The organism is Bacillus cereus group sp. MYBK14-1 (assembly GCF_051916885.1).
Taxonomy (GTDB): domain Bacteria; phylum Bacillota; class Bacilli; order Bacillales; family Bacillaceae_G; genus Bacillus_A; species Bacillus_A cereus.
Map to the genome: position 1 here is coordinate 1 of NZ_JBQAHM010000019.1, position 18,213 is coordinate 18,213.

Below are 18,213 nucleotides of genomic sequence, written 5' to 3' on the forward strand. Positions count from 1 at the left end.
TAGCTCGGCTGTCTTAGGACGAATTCGTTAGCTACCAAAAGTAACGACTAACCGAGAAGCCCCCACTTCAAACAGTCCGTTAGGACGTTAAGTGGCGGGTAGTTCACAAACCTAGAAACGTATATTTTATTAATTCTAAAATAAAACCCTTACTTGATAGCGAATTAGTAAATTTAATTCTTATTTAACAATATAAATTTTTTCTTCATAATATGTTTTGTAGCGATTCATATGAAAGCGGGCTGAATGATTATGCTTTATTCGAATATAAGTAAGCAAATTAGAGTACATTCTCATGGTGCAGTTGGGGTTCATGCTATAACACATAGTGCTGCACACAGTACAGTTCAAGCTGTTCATCAAGCATTGCAAATGCAACAACAAATGTATGAAAGTATGCAGCCGCCTATTTATCTGGATATGCAACCATACTATATATCTGGAGGTTATTACAACCCTATAGTGATTTCAGGGGAAGGGATATATTTTTCAACAATTCCTTATGAAACTGTATACAATCTATAGAAAGATTTTGATTGTTAAATTAGTATTTATAAGTAATAATGGTTTTACTAAATTGGTATAAAAAAAGAGCAGCTGAACAGGGTGTTCTCCCCATAATTATGAATTATTCTCCATCATACGTGCAAACAATTATAGGTTATTTTAAATTGAAATATTTTCAAAATACACAAGGACATCTCGCCTAAATTGAATGAGTAAAGAAAGCATACTAAGAGAGCAAAAAATGCTTATCAATCAAAAAAATTTTCTTCATTTTATAACTTGTTGAAAAGTATAAGATACTTTTTTGCAAATGACAGAGGGTTCTCAATTGAACTAAAATGTACAAACATAAGTAATGGATTCATAAAAAGCCAATGGTTATGGAGAGAATCAATAATTATTCCTTGTTGTTGTAAAAGAAATATAAAAGGGTATACTTCTTCTTGCCTTAAAGCAGTTTCTCCTAAATTTAAAGCATTTCCCTGTTCAGCTAAGCTTTCAAATGAAAACATAGCCCCAATGACGTGATTGGGGGCCGCATTCCTTCCCATAATTGAGGTATATAAATTATTCCTTTTTATTTTTACTGAACAAACTCCATCTTCAACTGTATGTTTCCCACCTAAGATTTGTCCAAATTGTTCACATAAGGTATTCATATTAGCCATGAATCTTTCTCCTTTTAAATAAGACTTATATTATAAGGTTTACTTAAAAGGTTAAAAACATAGAACAGGTACAGAACTCTTCTGTTAAAAAATATAATAGTTATGACAATTTAAAATAAACTATGAATAATTTTATTTAATATTTGTTCTACCGTATTTAATAATGAATTTTTATTTTTGTTTATTATAGAAAGACTAACATTATACTCATCTACATTAAAATTATTTTCTGTATAATCAATACTGTTTATCATGTGCTGGAAAGCGTTCGACATTTCATTTAATCCATGTATTAGAATCGAATGTTCTTCTAATATGATATTTGGAGGTATTGTTGTTTTTAGCCCTTTTAAGTTCTCATCAAAATTCTTAGTGTATGCTACAAGTTTTTGATGTGTATCTTCTCCAGAAGAATTAGAAAGAAAAACTATTTCGTCAGATAATTTAATAAGAATTGAACCCATGTTTTGTAGATACTTTCCGTATTCTGAAAGTTTAGCATTCATCTGCATCTTCCTTTCATTGTTTCAATGAATTAACACAATGTTTAAAGACTATTGGGATGTAATTAGCATATATCATTGTTCTTTACATATTAATATGTAAGTTAAATTAATAAATTACATAAATTATTGCTTTTCATCATTGATGGAAAGCATAAAACGTAGTTGATTGAGAACAACAATATTATTTTTATAACTAAATAAAGCTAACATATTTGAATATATTTTCTCTAATTTATTAGGTATATATTAAAAATTAAAGTACAACCTAAGAAATAAAAATGTAGCATATAGAAAGGGTGATCGTGTGAATTTTATTTGGCAATCATTAATTTTAATTCTTGCTGGAATTCTGTTATTAAGAATTGCTGGAAGAAAATCCATATCTCAAATGACTTTAGCACAAACTGTTGTCATGATTTCCATTGGTACGATTATTGTTCAACCCATCGTAGAAAAAAGTACTATAAAGGCTATTGCTAGTGCTTTTATATTTGTGGTTACGGTTATACTTTTAGAGTATTTTCAATTAAAGTCTAATACCTTTGAAAAATTTATCACTGGTAAATCTAAAGTAGTCATTGAAAACGGTAGACTTAATATTGAAAATTTAACTAAATTACGTTTAACAGTCGATCAGTTAGAAATGCGTTTACGTAATCAAGGGATTTCTAAAATTGCAGATGTAAAAACAGCGACTCTTGAACCTAATGGTCAATTAGGTTATGAATTGGAGGATGAGGCAAAACCTTTAACGGTGAGAGATTTTCACAAAATCATGCAATCATATAATCAGTCTCTATACGATGTACATAATGAACAGGGAGAAAATAATAATATATTTCAAGAAGTAAAAAACAAAAATAAAAATAAAAATAAAAATAATCATAGTCATAAAGAACTTAAATAAAAATGGTTCTAACGTACCTTACTTAAAGGATGAAAAATACAACTTTAATGAATATGCTATGTTTTGGAAATAAAGAGGAAGCATAGCGTATTTAATAAACTTGTTACTAAATAACCTAATCATGTGAAAAGATAAATAGCAATTAATTATTTTTTTGTATAAAAAGCCCATCTCCTTCTAACCATTCTCCTAAAAAAACATCTTCATAATTAGAGATTTTTTGAGAAATAAGTTGAGTTTTCAACCAAGATTCAGAAAAATTTAAATCCTTTAATTCATCCCATAAGACCTTACCATCCCGTATAAGAGTTACGGGTACATAAACCGGTTGATCAGGCATATTAAAATCCTCCCGAGTAGTTTTTTTGTATTGTGTCTTTTTTAAGATACTAATGGATCCATTGACTTCCAAATAACAAAATGCAACTTCTCGAATAGAAAATGTTTCACTCTGCCTTAGTAAACTTTGTAATTGATTAATATTCATTTTATTTTTCTTTAACTCTTCTCTGTCAACTATGCCATTTTTTATAAGTGCCGATGGTTTTCCTTCAAACGCTCCTCTAAAAAACAGAAATTTTTGTCCAAGATACTCTACGATAAAAAGCAAAAGTCCCCATAAAGTCATAGAGTAGATAATAGTAAAAATACTAATTTTTTGGTCATAAATTGCATTTCCTAATAATTCACCTAAAACTATAGCAGAGATAAATGTAAACGGGGTAATTTGATTAATAATTTTCCTTCCAACAAATTTAACTATTATAAAAAGAAGAAAAAAACCACTTATAAGTTCAGTAGTTATATATATATATTTCATATTTTAAAACCTCCAATCATCAAAGTTTTTTAACATAAAAGTTAATTCAATAAAACATTAAATTATAAGAACTCCGAAAGTAAGTTATAGAAGATATTAAAATATATTTTAATTAATCCACAAAGAGTATATTTAATGTTATTTCCAGCATTGATGTTACATATTCATACTTCAATCTAATATTTGAATACTTGTGAGGAGGTATTTATAAAAAGAGACCTAACTAAGTAAAGAATAGAAAACAAATGATTCCATTTTTCACGAACTAGAAAACGAAGTTCCTTATACTAAGGCATTATTCTATTCATAATCTATATATAAACAAGATAGATATTTTATATTTTTTATTATCAAATATAGAATAGTTGTAACAAAAATACGTAACATTATTATTTATAGCAATATCCTTGTTCAAAGGTTTTTTGTACAATGTCTTGTAAAGGAGATGATAAACATGAAGTTTGGTTATATGCGTGTTTCTGCATTTGATCAAAATTTAGATTGACAAAAGAAACAGCTTGAAGAATTTGGATGCGACCGCAGTTTCTTCGAAAAATAACCGGTACAAAACGAAACCGGTCAGAATTAAATAGTATGCTGGAATTTCTTCGTTCAGAAGATACAGTGATTGTAACGGATTTAACTCGATTATCACGTTTTACAAAAGATCTCATTGAAATTAAGGAACAAATTTCTCAAAAAGAGGTACAGCCGTACGCCCATTAACTTAAGGGGGAAACAAGCTGAACCTTTATTCGGTCAGGTCAAAACATTCTTAAAATAGAAGTATAAAATATATAATGCTATGAACATTTACAACATAGTCTTGGTCGTTAAAAGCAAAACCACAGCAATCGCTGTGGTTTTGCTTATTAGAGGCACTTCTGTTATTTCCTAAATTTTATACGTTTATTTTGATTGAACATCACCAAAAAACTCTGCAATTAAGAAATATGGCACCATTTAAGCATCAAAAATTTTACGTTTAAAATAAAAAAAAGATCTCTAAAAAATAGAAATCTTTTTTTAAAACTAAAGAATTGAGAACTTAGATAATTATATAGATTTAGTAATTGTTATATTTATTTTTACAATTTTTTTTGTGATGAGGGTAATAAGGTTCAAAACGACAATAGCATTTTTTCACGTAGTATTTTTTGTAGTAATAGTCATAGTCTTTTTCTTCATATTTATCTTTTTTATAATCATCACAATCATATCTTTCTTTTTTATGATGCCCACACTCATGTTTCCAATAACTCATCTTTATCCCCTCCTTTATATTTTTATAATATGTTCTTTTTATTCTGTAGTATCAGCTTGTCTCCTAGATTAGTTAAAAAAGGGGCAATGTCCATGCCCATCAACTTAAGGTATATAAATTTCCCCAAAAATGAAAGAATGAGCTATATATCCGTGACTTAGGATATTTTCGTCTAAAAGACTTTAAGTCTATTCAAGACAAGCAGGGGGTATTATTTATCCCATCTTAAGTTACCAACTAAAATATATAGAAAAGAGTTCGAAACAGTCATATTTAAAACAAAACCTCCTCAATTGAAATCAGTATATACACAAATTCATTTGGAAGACATTATGAAACAACTACAACGTGGCCAAGTTTATGAATTACACGATATATATGTAGGGAGTAAAGACAAACTGCCTACTCGTATTGTAGTTTATAGGTGTAACGAGGAGCAAAAACAGAAACGCTTACGTGACCGAACTATTCGTGAAAAGAAAAAAGGGATTACATATACAGTGCTCACTAAGCTTTTACAAGGTATCACGGTATATATGACAAAAACACCTACAGACATTGTCCCGATGGGACAGGTACATGACTGGTATTATTCTTTGCGTTGGCAAATCGAAATTTTATTTAAAACGTGGAAGTCATTCTTTCAAATCCATCATTGTAAAAAGATATAACCAGAACGATTGGAATGCCATTTGTATGGGCAACTGATGGCCATTCTCCTCTGTTCCTCTACTATGTTTCAAATGCGGCAATTACTTCTTATAAAAAAGAAACGAGAACTGAGTGAATATAAAGGCCATCTATATGATTAAAGATTACTTTTTTCTTCTTTTCCGTGCGATACAGAAAGACACCCAAGAGCTATCAAAGGTGTTACTTCGCCTGTTCAATCTTCTACAACAAAATGGGCGAAAATCTCATCGGTATGAGAAGAAAACAGTCTTTGATATATTAGGTGTCGTTTACAATTTTACCCTGTCTGATAATCAAGCGGCTTAATTCAAAAAAGGAAACCCGTTAGGGTTTATTTCGTATGCAAATCTTTCAACTTCTTACGCATAGCCTTTAGAAAACAGAAACAGCTTCTACTATAATTTACCTTGTATGAGCTTAGCTTGATAGCGATGTAGTGCTAGCACATAAACAAAAATAGTATAATTGTGTTAACAAATGTAAGGAGAATATAGAACGTGGCAAATATTTATGGATATATATCTGTACGTACAAAACATCAAAATGAACAACGTCAGTTACATAAGATGATGGAACGAGGAGTGGAAGCTCGACGCATTTTTGTCGATAAAGCAAGTGGACGACATTCTGATCGCCCTCAATATCAATTATTACGAAAGATATTAAGTACAGGTGATATTGTTTACATAGATGCCTTAGATCGTATGGACCGCAATTATGATAAGGTAATTTCAGGATGACAGTATATAACAAGAGAATTACAAGCTGATATCGTAGTTTTAGAAAATGAAACCCTGTTTGATAGTCGGAAATTTCTTGAGATGGGTGATATGGGCCGATTAATGGAAGATCAATTTTTATCTTTGCTATCCTACGTTGCGGATCAAGAGCGTAAAAAAATTCATCAGCCATCAGCGACAAGCGGAAGGGATTGCTGTAGCCAAAGCTCAAGGAAAACATTTAGGGCGACATCCACTTAACCTTTCAACATTAAGTCAAAAGCAACTATTTATCATAGAAGAAACCTATCCAAAATGGAAAAAAAGAGAAATCACGAGCGTTAAATTTATCGTTTTCCGACAGAAGACTCCTTCCTCAAAAATGTGAAGGTGTGAAACACCAATTTTAGGTGGGAGATGAATGTCGGTTGGCATAAGCCAACATGTTTGTTATCATTTACTTGTACAGATTGCTCTTCGAAAACTGAAGATATGAGGTTGGTTGCAGAAAAACGTTGCAACCGTAAAATCTTCAACGTTCTATCGCCCCATGCTTACCGAAGTTGCGAAAACCAAGCTAAAGTAGGGAGTTTGGTGCGTTAACGTACAAGATACTTATATTCTCACCGAAGGGACTGCGGGTAGAGCCTGCTAAGATAATGGGTGGATACACCGGTGTTCGCAGGAATCTCCCACTTCAAAAAGTCCGTAAGGACGTTAAGTGGTGAGTAGTTCAAGGAATTACTAGAACTTAAGAAGAATACCTTTTATAAGATACTAAAAGAATATGAGCCAAATATTCCTTAAAGTAGGAAATCAGGCTCATTTTAGTTTAAATTTTGCTTAACGTATATTTTTGTTAAAATGTGGGTAGTACGTCTATAATTACTATACCTTTATTTTTTGCCACTCAAAACCATTGCATTTCCTAATACTTTTTTGTTTAATAAAAGCTTTGGTAATTTTATTTCTTCAGCAAGCTTGTAGCTACTCAATTTAGAAATATTGAGTTTCTCTAGGTCATTTAAGAATTCTTCTGTATTACCAAATATTTTTTCATCCATAAATAAATCTAAGAAGATAAATTCACCACCAGGTTTTAATACTCTTAAAGCCTCCTTAATTACTTTTACTTTATTATTTGTATCTTTCACTTCATGAAATGTTAGGCAGCTTACAACTATATCAAATTCATTATCCTGCAAAGGGAGTTCGGCAGCACTTGCTTTTAGAAAATTAACCCTATCAGACACACCTTCTATTTCTGCATTTCGTTGACATTGATTCTGTGAGTATTCCCAATTCTTCCCCCAATAATCAAGTCCAGTTAAAAAAGATTTAGGAAAAGCCATTGCTAGCTTAATAATCAATGATCCACTACCTGTTCCTATATCTAATATTTTTCCTTTTCCATCCCAATTCACTTTTTTTACTATTAAATTATGTATTTTTGTTTGGTAATCCCCTCCGAATGCTGCAAATTGGTATGTAGAATAAGAAAGTATAAACGTTATATAGATAAAAGGCATTGTTATAATCCCTGATAGGATTCGCAGATATAAAGGAGTAGGCAATAATGTTATTAATAGAAGAATTATTGAGCTTATCAAAAAAACAAACAGTTTTTTCATTCGAATCCATGTATGATATTTAGTTTTATTTCTCATTTGCACCATCCCTGTATATTTTTCGAATGTGGACTTATTCATTATAAGATACTTTTATCTATTATCTCCTGTAAGATAATTTTTTTATCCATTAATAAATAATTTGTTATTAGTTTTAAATAATTCTAAAGTCACTTCAATTCATTTTCATATCTCCATATGCCATACTCCAATTTTTTCGCGGTCACTATAGGTATATTTAAAATAAGTCATATGTTGTCCGTAATTAAGTTCGGTTAAGTTTATTTCTATTTTCATAGCATTTAATATTATGAATAATAACATCATGATTTAGATTATCCCAAAATTCATCTCAAAAAAGTTTGCAATATACACCTAGATTGTAAATGGACTTAAGAATCTTTGTACTAAAATTACCTATTTACACAATGGCTGAGTGAATATATATGAAATTGGCTGGTTTCTATTATAAATATATACTTTATTATATAGATAAATACAAGTAGATTAGGGAGTCACTAGAAATATGAAAGAGATAGAAATTATAAAATCAATAGAAAAAATAACCATTACATGGCAAAGCGCAACAATTAGTATTCCATTAGAAGATATAATTGAGATTAATAATAATACATGTAAGAATACTAACAGAGCAGTGGAAATCGGTAATAAGTTCAAGCATTCAGAAACTATCTTTATTAGAACAAAAAAATTAGATTATATATTATTTACAGCTAATAAGTTAACGCTTCTAAATAAAATTAAGTTCTAACTCATGAAAAATTATGGTGCGGTTTTTTCTAAGTATTTTATAACAGTGTCCGCTAAGTTTTCTGGAAATTTCACATATTTTCAAGAAAACTTAGCGGAGAACTAATAATCCAATTCCATGAGTAAAACAAAACAAGTAGATAATAAAGCAACTTTAATTGTGTAAAAAATACATAACTATAAGTGGTAGTATTGAACTTATTTAATAATAAATTATATGTGAATGGTTCAATTTAAAAATCATCTTCCAAAATTAAATTACCGGCATCATTATCTTTCGTTAATCGCTGACTCAGGTAATTTTCTTTTGTAGTACGATCATTTTTATGACCTACTGCAGCTGCGATAACATGAGGTGGTAATCCTTTGTAATCATATAGGTACTGTACATAAAAATGTCTAAAGAAGTGGGGAGTAATTCCGATATTCTCTGTAAAGGGTAACTGAGTATCCTTAATGATTTTAGAAATATATTGTGACAAATAATTCTCTCTATAAGTAGTATGGTTTTTAGTTTGAAATACTGTTCCACCATTTCTATTTCCAATGTCTATAGGTAATCTTCTCCGTATTCGAAATGCGACAATCCGATTAAAAATCTCCTTATTAATGGAAACAATCCGCTCATTATCTCCCTTTGTATCAACCTTTAAATAATATCGTCCTCGTATAGCGTCATACTCAAGATCTTCCCACTTTGCATGTGCGACTTCTGCAACACGTAACCCTGTGGTAGCTAGAACTGACAATAAAGCGTAATTGATTTCATTATCCTTGTAGTAATGAAGCAATTGTTTTACTTCCTCATATGATAACTCCCGTTTAGGTTTATGTTGTTTATTTACAGTTGTACTTAGTATCTCAACATGTAGAGGATCCTGAATATATTGGATTTCATATAGCCATTTCAAATATGAACGAATAACACCAAGCTTTCTACTAACTGTAGATGGCTTGTATTTATCTTTTGACTGATAGGAGGTTGCTTCTTGAGATAACCATTTTTGATAATTACGGATATGCCGTTTCCTAAGGTTTCTCCATACTTGACCAAATTTATAATCCTTTACATCTTTCTGTAGAAATTCCTCACTTTGTCTAATAAAGAAATAAAACTGACTTAAATCACGTGCATATAGAATTCTTGATGCATCCTTGATTCGTTTTTCTTGGTCAAAATGTGTTTGTCGATTCAAGTAGTAGTAAAGTATTTCTTCATCTGAAAATCCTTCATATGTATATGAATCTTCTCTTTCGTTATTTTCCTTTTTTAATTCCGCTTCATTTATATAATCAGGATTCCATAATGTAATTAGATTTGTAAAATTTTGTTTTTGTTTCTCTATGTTATTTAAAGAAGTATCACTATGAATAATATCTATTTCAAATTTCAATGTTATTCAATCCTTTATAAATTTCTTTTATAATAAATATTATAACGTAATCATTTAGAAATTAAATTATATATTAAGATTAAATTTTACAAAGCTATAAATATATAATGACTATAGAAAATCTCCCATTTTCTATGGTTATTATTTAATTTTAAAAATAGTATTTTTATTATATAGTTTAATCATTAATAAAAGTAAATCTTAAAAGAAAATTAAATTAAACACTATTCAAATTTACAATCTAATATATATATTGATATATGTTATAATTTATTTAAAATGTAAATACTATAAATTTTAATTTACATAATATTATTATGTAAACAGAGAGGTGTGAGGAGGAATTAGAATGATTAGCGCATATGAAATGACTATGACTACAAATGAAGTAAAAGATTATTTAGATATAAGTCACTTTATTTTTAATAATTTAATGAAGCAAGGAAAGCTAACACCAATCAATAAGGATACGTGGCGTTTAGATGGTAGTTTTTTATTTAGTAGAGAAGAAGTAGAAAAAGTAAAAGAAGAACGTAAAATTGAGGGGATTACTTTATACCAAGCAAGTAAAGAGTATCATATTAGTATGAGCCAGCTTGAAAAATGGATAGAAGAAGGAAAGTTAGTTTATTTTTTAATAGAACATCGTAATCGACAAACAAAATTTGTGAAGGAGGAGGATGTTCGTGAACTTGTTCAGCAAGTAGAACAAGTTAATCATATATATACATTTTCGCAGAAATATAATGTAGTATTATTTCAAAAGTTTGTAAAAGGCAATACATTGGCACGTGTTATTTCTATTCCAAAACGTGGTGATATTATAGTTCTTGATGAATTTGGAACTAATATGACACTTAGTGAGGCATTAAAAGCAGGATATGAGTCCGCTTATAAACTGTCGGATAAACCTAGAAGTCATCATCAAAGGTTTGTTAAGTTTCGTTTTCCTAAATCTGCGCAATTACGAAACAATATTTTTCACATAATCGATAATATATTACAGTACGTATCTCCAAGAAATATAAAGATTTTAGAAGAAGAAACATTTTGGTATTTTGAGATTCGTCAATCATTAATTACATTACCACCAGGAATTCAAATGGAATGGATTGAGGAGTTAACACCTTATATAATAGAAGGGAAAATTGTTCCAAGAATGAATCATAGCGTGTATTTGGATAGTAATACAGTAACCAAGTCTGTCATACTTACAAGTAAGGAATACAAATACTTGAAAGAAATTACAAATGAAACAAATAGCTCTATTGAAGAATTTATAGCCATTGCTATTAGAGACAAGATTAATGGGCACTTACTTAAGTGAAATTGAATTTTTTAAAGAATTAAAGCTAAATCTATGTATTTTCTCTTTTACTTTTATTAAAAAGCTTTAGGTGAAACGGAATAAATGCTAAGTTCCTATTACTAATAGTTGGGATATAAAAACTGAATATATAGTTTTTATATATTTAATACTTCCTATAAAGTCTGTTATCAGACTTTCGGAAGTATAGAAGAAAGAAAAAATTCAAAAATAGTTGTATGAATAATGTGGAGACAAATTATCTCTTTATGTATTATGTAAAATTATCTATTGTGTATGTGAAATAAATTTATATGTATGTTTTAATTATTAATGTTAAAAAATTACCCTATATTTTTTTGATATTATTTATATTTTTGTTTTAGTCCAAACTGCATTACGGCCTTTTGATATTAGTTTAATTAATTTTTCTTCTTGTAAACATGCAAATGCTTTATTGATCGTGCTAGGTGAAACATCTGAAAATACCATCCGTATCGCTTCTTTTGTAAAAGGGAGTTCTTGTTTTAATATATACTCTTTAATCTTAAAGCTTTTGTTCCCTTTCAGTTGGTAACTTGTAATATGTACGTCTAGTTCTTTATATGCTTCTAGAATAATATGTAATAGACATTTTAATATAAAAGATACATTGTGCTCTTGAAAATGCCAATTTGCTGAAGATTTATATAGGGCATCATAATAATCTCTCTCGTATTTTTTTATTATTTTATCTAGTGAAATATATTTTACTAGTGAATGTTTACTTTGTAATAGTAATAAAGATATAAGTAGACGTACCATTCTTCCATTTCCAGATTCAAAAGGAAAAATACATATAAAATTAAGTACAAAATTGCAAATTAAAATTAGTGGATCAATATCTTTTTGATTTAATAAATAATTATATTCTTCACATAAATTTTTTACTGCTTCTGGGATTTCTTTAATCGTTAAAGGACGATAGCAATAAAATGAGAAATTTAGTTGCTCATGTTCTTCAAGTAAGATGTCCTGTTTTCTCCACGTTCCACTATCCGAAGTAGCATATTTAAAAAGTTGAAAATGTATTTCTAAGATTGTGTTTGGATCAATAGTAAGCTTTTCATAATTATTATGAATGAGTGATAGCGCATCTACGTAACAAGATATTTCATCTTCAATCATTGTTTTTGGCGACAAATCATATGTAATTAATTCTTTTAACCTTTTATTTGTTATTTTTAAGTTTTTATACATTGCAACAAAATCTTTGGTATGTTGAAGCTGAGTAGATTTTTGCAACTTTTCTAATGTACATGGAAACTCCTTCTCATAGACCTCCAATCTTCCTTGGTATTGTTTTATTTTTCCGATTAGGCTAGCCACATCTAAATTTATCAATAAATTTGTGAATTTTTCGCCAAAATACGACATATTTTACCCCTCCTATCATATAAAACTATACAATACTTAACTGTATTTAAAGTGTTTTTTTGTATAATTTTCTTTAAAAAACTAAAAATATTATTTTTTGTGTGTGAAAATTACAATAATTAGGGTCTTTTTGCCTTATTTTGTGACAACATTTAACATCAGGTTAAATAGTTACGTAGTAAAAAATAGAAGTTTTATATTGGAAAATTGATTTTAACTAATAATTGAGTTATAGCATACAAGAAAGGGGTGAAATCCTTAATAATGAAGGCTATTGCTTTTTACTTACCACAATTTCATGAAATACCTGAAAATGACTTATGGTGGGGGAAAGGTTTTACAGAATGGACCAATATAAAAAAAGCAAAACCCCGTTTTCTAAATCACTATCAGCCTAGGAATCCATTAGGGTCATATTATTACAATTTGTTAGATTTAGATGTTCACAAATGGCAGGTGAACTTAGCAAAACAGTATGGTTTAGATGGTTTTTGCTATTATCATTATTGGTTCAAAGGGAAAAAATTACTAGAAAAACCAATAGAATTGAGAAATCAATGTAAGGAAATTGATTTCCCATATTGCTTATGTTGGGCAAATGAATCTTGGACAAGATCTTGGGATGGGAAAGACCAAGAAGTACTAATGCGACAAGAATATGGGGATGAGTCTAATTGGAAAGAACACTTTAATTATCTTTTGCCATTCTTTAAAAACAAAAACTATTTAAATATTAAAGATAAACCGATATTTGTAATTTATCGACCAGCTTCTATACCAAACCTAAATAAAATGTTGAGTCTATGGAATGAATGGGCTCAATCTGAAGGGCTTCTAGGGATACACTTTGTAGAAATGTTAACAATTTTTGAAGATAAATCAGATTTTCCTTTTGATGCGGCTATAGAGTTTGAACCTATGTACACTTTAAAAAAACTAATAGGTAATACAAATTCACTACATCAAGAAAAAAAAGATTTTCACTTAAGTTATGATTTTGTATGGAAAAGAATCTTAAACCGTCAAATTAAAGAACGTGAAAACATATATAAAGGGGCTTTTGTAGATTGGGATAACTCTCCGAGAAAAAAAGAAAGCGCTTTAATTATGAAAGGGGCTAATCCCGATAAGTTTAAGAAGTATCTTTTACAACATAGTAAGGACACTGACTTTTTATTTATTAATGCTTGGAATGAGTGGGCAGAAGGCACGTATCTAGAACCAGATGAAAAGTATGGATATAAATACCTTGAAGCTTTAATGGAGATAAAGAAGAGTCACTTCTAATAAATTATAAAAGCAAGAAGAAGGGGGAAACATTATGACTGATATAAATACTATGATTTCCATTCGAAACATTAAGAAATCATATGGAGATTATACAGTTATTAAGAATTTAAGTATAGATATCCGTAAAGGTGAAATTATAGGATTACTAGGACCGAATGGAGCTGGGAAGACAACACTTATATCGATTTTATCTACTCTTACTCTGCCAGATGAAGGATATGGTACAGTATGTAACTACGACTTGTATACTGAACGGAATAAGATTAAAAAAAATGTGAGTGTAGTACCTCAAGATTTAGCGCTATACCCGACTTTAACTGCATATGATAACTTATCTTTTTATGCCGATTTGTATGGATTAAAGGGAAATAGGAAAAAAAGACGCATAAAAGAAGCTTTGCAATTCGCACAGCTTGAGGATTGGGCACATAAGAGAATTGATACATTTTCAGGTGGTATGAAAAGAAGAATTAATTTAGTGGTTGGTTTGTTAAATAAGCCGAAAGTTATTTTCTTAGACGAACCAACAGTGGGCATTGATCCACAATCAAGAAACCATATTTTTAATTGTATTCGCCATCTCGTAGAAGAACTAGGAATCACTGTCATATATACAACTCATCATATGGAAGAGGCAGAAATGTTATGCCATCGTGTAGCTATTTATGATAAGGGTGAAATATTAGATGTTGACACCCCAAAAAATTTAATAAAAAAATATGGGGAAAATTATTTAGAGATTGTAATATCAAATATTCCAGAAGAATTTATACATAAAACAAAAATGATTTCAGCTGTGAAGTCCTGCACATTGGTAGATAAAAAAATCATCATTCAATGTGTAGATAGCTTTAATGTTACAAGGGAAGTTATGAAATTGATTCAAAAATATAATCTGAAGATCGATTTATTTAATGTTAAAAACTCTAATTTAGAAAATGTATTTTTACATTTAACGGGGAAAAACTTAAGGTCGTAAATGGAAAGGGGTTGGTAAACATGAAAGCTTGGTATATAGCAAAGAAAGATCTGCTTATTCTTTTAAAGGATATTCCTGGTCTAATCTATTTATTTATTACACCCATTATAGTAATAGCAGTTGCTAGTTTTGCATTATCCAATGTATTTGATAGTAAGACAGAAAAATTCAAGATTCCTATAGTAGTAAATGATAATGGAGAACTATCTAAAAGGGTTATTGAAGAGTTAAAAAAAATACCTGCTCTTGAGCTAGAAGAAACTTATGAATTAAATGGTAAAAAGAAAGCCTATACAGAAGAACAGGCGAAAAAGGAAGTTCAAACTAAAAAAGCGGCAATCGTTATCCCTAAGGATTTTACACAAAATGTATATTCAGGGACAGAGGCTAAAGTCATCATCATAGAAGATAAGGTTGATCGTATTATTCCAAGTGTTGTTTCAAATGCTGTAACTCAAATTGTGTCAGAAATACAAAGAGATATGACTAAAGAGATTGTAAAACAAGCCTCTGCCCAAATGGAAGTAAATGTGAAAGTGGAGTTTAAAGAATTAGCATCAGATAATGAACATACACCTACTCCATTTGAATCTAATGTACCAGGATATGCCGTAATGTTTGTACTCTTAGGTACTGCTGCAGCTGCAGGTGCATTAGTAGAAGAGAGAGAGAATGGAACGTTAAGAAAAATTCTTACTTTACCTATTAATACATTATCAATCATTTTTGGAAAGATGCTCTCATGCTTTATAACAGCTATTGTCCAATGTGCAGTCCTTTTTAGTGTAGGACATTTTGTATTTGGAATGTGGCTAGGGAAAAGTGTATTAGGAATCATATTGCTAGTGATATGTACTGCATTTGCAGCTTCAAGTCTAGCAATTTTATTAGCCTCTATATGTCAAACAAGATCTCAAGCAAATGGTATTTCAATTTTAATCGTGTTAACTATGTCTGCTTTAGGTGGATCTTGGTGGCCACTCTATATAGAGCCTGAATGGATGCAAAACCTAGCGCATATTACGATTACAGCCTGGGCAATGGGAGGCTTTAACGATTTATTAGTATATAACAAAGAATTCTCCTCTGTTCTTATTCCATCAGCTGCATTAATTGGTATGGGAATTTTATTTTTAACAATCTCAATACAAAAATTTCGACGCTCTTATGAAAAGTAGGTGAAATAAGTGTATTTAGTAAAAAATGAGGTGAATGTTCGTTTTGGGGAATGCGATCCTATGGGAATTGCTCACCATTCTCATTATTTTCATTGGTTTGAGCTGGGTAGGTTTCAAATGCTAGATAAGACTGGTATAAACCAGTATTTAAAACAGGAAAAATTGCATTTTCCAATTATTGATATAAGATGTACCTACAAAAAATCAGCTCGCTTTCAAGACGACTTAATTGTAGAAACCTATCTTAAGAATGAAAGTAAAATTTATATAGAATTTGTTTATAAATTATTACGTAAGAGATGCCGAGTTTTGTTAGCGGAGGGATTTTCAAAACACGTTTTAACACGGTCAAATGATCAATTAATTAGTAGATTACCAGAAGAAATTTTAGAAAAGCTTCAATTTGAAAATAGCGGGGGTGTCATATGATTACATTTATTTTTCCAGGACAAGGGTCTCAATCCGTAGGGATGTGTAAAGGGTATTTAGATAAATACCCAAACATATTTGTCCCATTATTTGAGGAAGCAAATGATACGCTAGGATTTGATTTAAAGCAACTATGTTTATATGGGCCAAGTGAAAAATTAATAGAAACCAGTGTTACACAACCAGCTATTCTTACGGTAAGCACAGGGATATCACGAATTTTACATTTGTACGGTATAAGGCCATCTAAAGTAGCGGGTCATAGCTTAGGACAATTCTCTGCACTGGTAGAAGCAGGATCTTTACAATTTTCGGATGCTTTATCTATTGTACGAAAGCGTGGCCAGCTGATGAGTAATGTAAAGCAAGAGGGATGTATGTTAGGGATTGTGTCGAACACATATCAAACATTATTTGAAGTTGTAGAGGAATCTAAACAATATGAAATTGATATTGCTGCCTATAATTCCCCTACACAGGTTGTATTTTCTGGTGAGAGTAAGAGCATTCTTAAATTTCAAAAGGTACTAGATCAAAAAAATGGTATAAAAACTAAAATACTCTCAACGAGTCATGCATTTCACTCACGTTTAATGAGAGAAATGGTTCTTGAGTTTAAGGAGTATTTAAATTTATTTTCGTTCAAAAATGCTCAAATACCAATTGTTTTAAACTGTTCAGGAAAACCAACTACAAATAGAATCAATATTTTACAAGATATAGAAAGACAATGCGTAGATCCAGTTATGTGGCAAGACACTATCTACACTTTATTGAATAATGGTACGAGACACTTTATAGAAGTAGGTCCCGGAAATACTTTAACCAAGTTATGTCGCTCCTTTAAGCAGAACATATCTGTGTCCTCTACAGAAACACCGATGTATTTAAAAAGAAGCCTTACTACAATAGAGAAAGAATTTAAGGGGGAACGGGTCTATGTTTAATGGAAACGAAGTGGCATTAGTTATCGGAGGATCACGAGGCATTGGTAAATCAATAACAATGGATCTAGCCAAACAGGGCTTAACTGTTTACTTTACATTTCAAAGTAATCAAAAATCAGCAAATGAAATAGCAAATACTATAGGAGAAAAAGGTAGAAAAGCGTTTCCTATGCATGTAGATATTACAAATGAAGCCTCTATTCATAAATTGTTTCAACACATACGCTCAAAGGAAAAAAGAATAGATATTTTAGTAAATAATGCGGGAGTTATAAATGATGGATTTGCTGCAATGATGAGCGAGGAAAAGTGGGATCATGTGGTTGATTTAAATTTAAAAGGAACATTTCTTTGTTGCCGACAAGCATTAAGAATAATGATGAGACAGAAAAAAGGTTCTATTGTAAATATCACGTCGACAAGTGGAATAACGGGTGCAAGAGGTCAATGTAATTACTCTGCCTCAAAGGGTGGGGTTATTTCCTTAACTAAGACTTTAGCATTAGAAGGTGGGGAATACGGGATTAGAGTTAATGCTGTTGCACCTGGTTTTATACAAACAGATATGACAAAAGGAATGGATCAACAGACATTAAAAAGGATGTTAGAGCTAGTGCCGCTTGGCAGAATTGGGGATCCTAAAGAGGTAGCACATTTAACAACATTTTTATCCTCTAACTATGCAAGTTATATAACCGGGAAAGTTTTTACGGTGGATGGTGGATTAGTTAATGGCTAAACAATAGAGGATTTAATGACGAATTTTGAGTTAAACAAGGAAAAGGGGAAAA

At 30.3% G+C, this 18,213-nt stretch carries 17 protein-coding genes and 3 pseudogenes; 13 read left to right on the forward strand and 7 right to left on the reverse strand.

Annotation, left to right across the window (positions count from 1 at the left end):
* The first annotated feature begins 252 nt into the window (after window positions 1–252).
* Window positions 253–525, forward strand: a complete 273-nt coding sequence (locus ACTFR3_RS27410; RefSeq protein ID WP_142954745.1) for a DUF3947 family protein — start codon at window positions 253–255, stop codon at window positions 523–525.
* A gap of 254 nt (window positions 526–779) precedes the next feature.
* Here the strand turns inward: ACTFR3_RS27410 and ACTFR3_RS27415 are convergent, their stop codons facing one another.
* Complete coding sequence (locus tag ACTFR3_RS27415) at window positions 780–1,175, reverse strand: DUF1259 domain-containing protein (RefSeq protein WP_409532409.1); 396 nt, start codon at window positions 1,173–1,175, stop codon at window positions 780–782.
* 110 nt (window positions 1,176–1,285) lie between these two features.
* Window positions 1,286–1,681, reverse strand: coding sequence for a hypothetical protein (locus ACTFR3_RS27420; protein WP_322471625.1), 396 nt, complete (start codon window positions 1,679–1,681; stop codon window positions 1,286–1,288).
* 304 nt (window positions 1,682–1,985) lie between these two features.
* Between ACTFR3_RS27420 and ACTFR3_RS27425 the strand changes: the two genes are divergently transcribed.
* Window positions 1,986–2,588 carry a DUF421 domain-containing protein gene (locus tag ACTFR3_RS27425; RefSeq protein WP_440045002.1) on the forward strand — a complete coding sequence of 201 codons (603 nt, stop codon included), beginning with the start codon at window positions 1,986–1,988 and terminating at the stop codon, window positions 2,586–2,588.
* Window positions 2,589–2,730: 142 nt separating this feature from the next.
* Here ACTFR3_RS27425 and ACTFR3_RS27430 read toward each other — a convergent pair whose 3' ends face one another.
* Complete coding sequence (locus tag ACTFR3_RS27430; protein WP_440045003.1) at window positions 2,731–3,408, reverse strand: DUF421 domain-containing protein; 678 nt, start codon at window positions 3,406–3,408, stop codon at window positions 2,731–2,733.
* Window positions 3,409–3,862: 454 nt separating this feature from the next.
* On the opposite strand from ACTFR3_RS27430, the pseudogene ACTFR3_RS27435 reads away from it, so the two are divergent.
* Window positions 3,863–4,110 (forward strand): annotated as a pseudogene (locus ACTFR3_RS27435) (recombinase family protein); the annotation flags it as partial.
* Between the two features lie 364 nt (window positions 4,111–4,474).
* On the opposite strand, the gene ACTFR3_RS27440 reads toward ACTFR3_RS27435, so the two are convergent.
* The gene (locus ACTFR3_RS27440) at window positions 4,475–4,672 is read right to left on the reverse strand and encodes a hypothetical protein (protein WP_440045004.1); all 198 of its coding nucleotides are present in this window, start codon (window positions 4,670–4,672) and stop codon (window positions 4,475–4,477) included.
* A gap of 133 nt (window positions 4,673–4,805) precedes the next feature.
* Here ACTFR3_RS27440 and ACTFR3_RS27445 point away from each other — a divergent pair.
* Window positions 4,806–5,671 (forward strand): annotated as a pseudogene (locus ACTFR3_RS27445) (IS4 family transposase); the annotation flags it as partial.
* A 191-nt stretch (window positions 5,672–5,862) separates the two neighbouring features.
* Window positions 5,863–6,472, forward strand: a pseudogene (locus tag ACTFR3_RS27450) (recombinase family protein).
* Window positions 6,473–6,980: 508 nt separating this feature from the next.
* Here the strand turns inward: ACTFR3_RS27450 and ACTFR3_RS27455 are convergent.
* Window positions 6,981–7,751: a class I SAM-dependent methyltransferase gene (locus tag ACTFR3_RS27455; protein ID WP_440045005.1), complete on the reverse strand. Its 771-nt coding sequence runs from the start codon at window positions 7,749–7,751 to the stop codon at window positions 6,981–6,983.
* Window positions 7,752–8,238: 487 nt separating this feature from the next.
* Here ACTFR3_RS27455 and ACTFR3_RS27460 point away from each other — a divergent pair, with 487 nt between their 5' ends.
* Window positions 8,239–8,484, forward strand: coding sequence for a SunI/YnzG family protein (locus ACTFR3_RS27460; protein WP_439963135.1), 246 nt, complete (start codon window positions 8,239–8,241; stop codon window positions 8,482–8,484).
* Window positions 8,485–8,716: 232 nt separating this feature from the next.
* Here the strand turns inward: ACTFR3_RS27460 and ACTFR3_RS27465 are convergent, their stop codons facing one another.
* On the reverse strand, window positions 8,717–9,877 hold the full coding sequence (locus ACTFR3_RS27465; protein ID WP_440045006.1) for a tyrosine-type recombinase/integrase: 1,161 nt from the start codon (window positions 9,875–9,877) through the stop codon (window positions 8,717–8,719).
* Window positions 9,878–10,226: 349 nt separating this feature from the next.
* Here ACTFR3_RS27465 and ACTFR3_RS27470 point away from each other — a divergent pair, with 349 nt between their 5' ends.
* A complete protein-coding gene (locus ACTFR3_RS27470) occupies window positions 10,227–11,204 on the forward strand; it encodes a DNA-binding protein (protein WP_440045007.1) in 978 nt (325 codons plus the stop codon).
* A 348-nt stretch (window positions 11,205–11,552) separates the two neighbouring features.
* Here ACTFR3_RS27470 and ACTFR3_RS27475 read toward each other — a convergent pair whose 3' ends face one another.
* On the reverse strand, window positions 11,553–12,599 hold the full coding sequence (locus tag ACTFR3_RS27475) for a Fic family protein (protein WP_440045008.1): 1,047 nt from the start codon (window positions 12,597–12,599) through the stop codon (window positions 11,553–11,555).
* Window positions 12,600–12,863: 264 nt separating this feature from the next.
* On the opposite strand from ACTFR3_RS27475, the gene ACTFR3_RS27480 reads away from it, so the two are divergent.
* Genes ACTFR3_RS27480 through fabG form a run of 6 tightly spaced genes read left to right on the forward strand, consistent with a single transcriptional unit; the run spans window position 12,864 to window position 18,161 of the window.
* Window positions 12,864–13,886, forward strand: a complete 1,023-nt coding sequence (locus tag ACTFR3_RS27480; protein ID WP_440045009.1) for a glycosyltransferase WbsX family protein — start codon at window positions 12,864–12,866, stop codon at window positions 13,884–13,886.
* Between the two features lie 34 nt (window positions 13,887–13,920).
* Window positions 13,921–14,868, forward strand: a complete 948-nt coding sequence (locus ACTFR3_RS27485) for an ABC transporter ATP-binding protein (RefSeq protein WP_440045010.1) — start codon at window positions 13,921–13,923, stop codon at window positions 14,866–14,868.
* Between the two features lie 20 nt (window positions 14,869–14,888).
* Entirely contained in the window at window positions 14,889–16,046 is a 1,158-nt protein-coding gene (locus ACTFR3_RS27490; RefSeq protein WP_440045012.1) for an ABC transporter permease, read from the forward strand.
* 9 nt (window positions 16,047–16,055) lie between these two features.
* Window positions 16,056–16,475 carry an acyl-CoA thioesterase gene (locus tag ACTFR3_RS27495; protein ID WP_440045013.1) on the forward strand — a complete coding sequence of 140 codons (420 nt, stop codon included), beginning with the start codon at window positions 16,056–16,058 and terminating at the stop codon, window positions 16,473–16,475.
* Window positions 16,472–17,422 carry an ACP S-malonyltransferase gene (locus ACTFR3_RS27500; protein WP_440045014.1) on the forward strand — a complete coding sequence of 317 codons (951 nt, stop codon included), beginning with the start codon at window positions 16,472–16,474 and terminating at the stop codon, window positions 17,420–17,422. The genes ACTFR3_RS27495 and ACTFR3_RS27500 overlap by 4 nt, the downstream gene beginning before the upstream one ends.
* The gene (fabG, locus tag ACTFR3_RS27505; protein ID WP_440045015.1) at window positions 17,415–18,161 is read left to right on the forward strand and encodes a 3-oxoacyl-[acyl-carrier-protein] reductase; all 747 of its coding nucleotides are present in this window, start codon (window positions 17,415–17,417) and stop codon (window positions 18,159–18,161) included. The genes ACTFR3_RS27500 and fabG overlap by 8 nt, the downstream gene beginning before the upstream one ends.
* The last annotated feature ends 52 nt before the right edge of the window (window positions 18,162–18,213 follow it).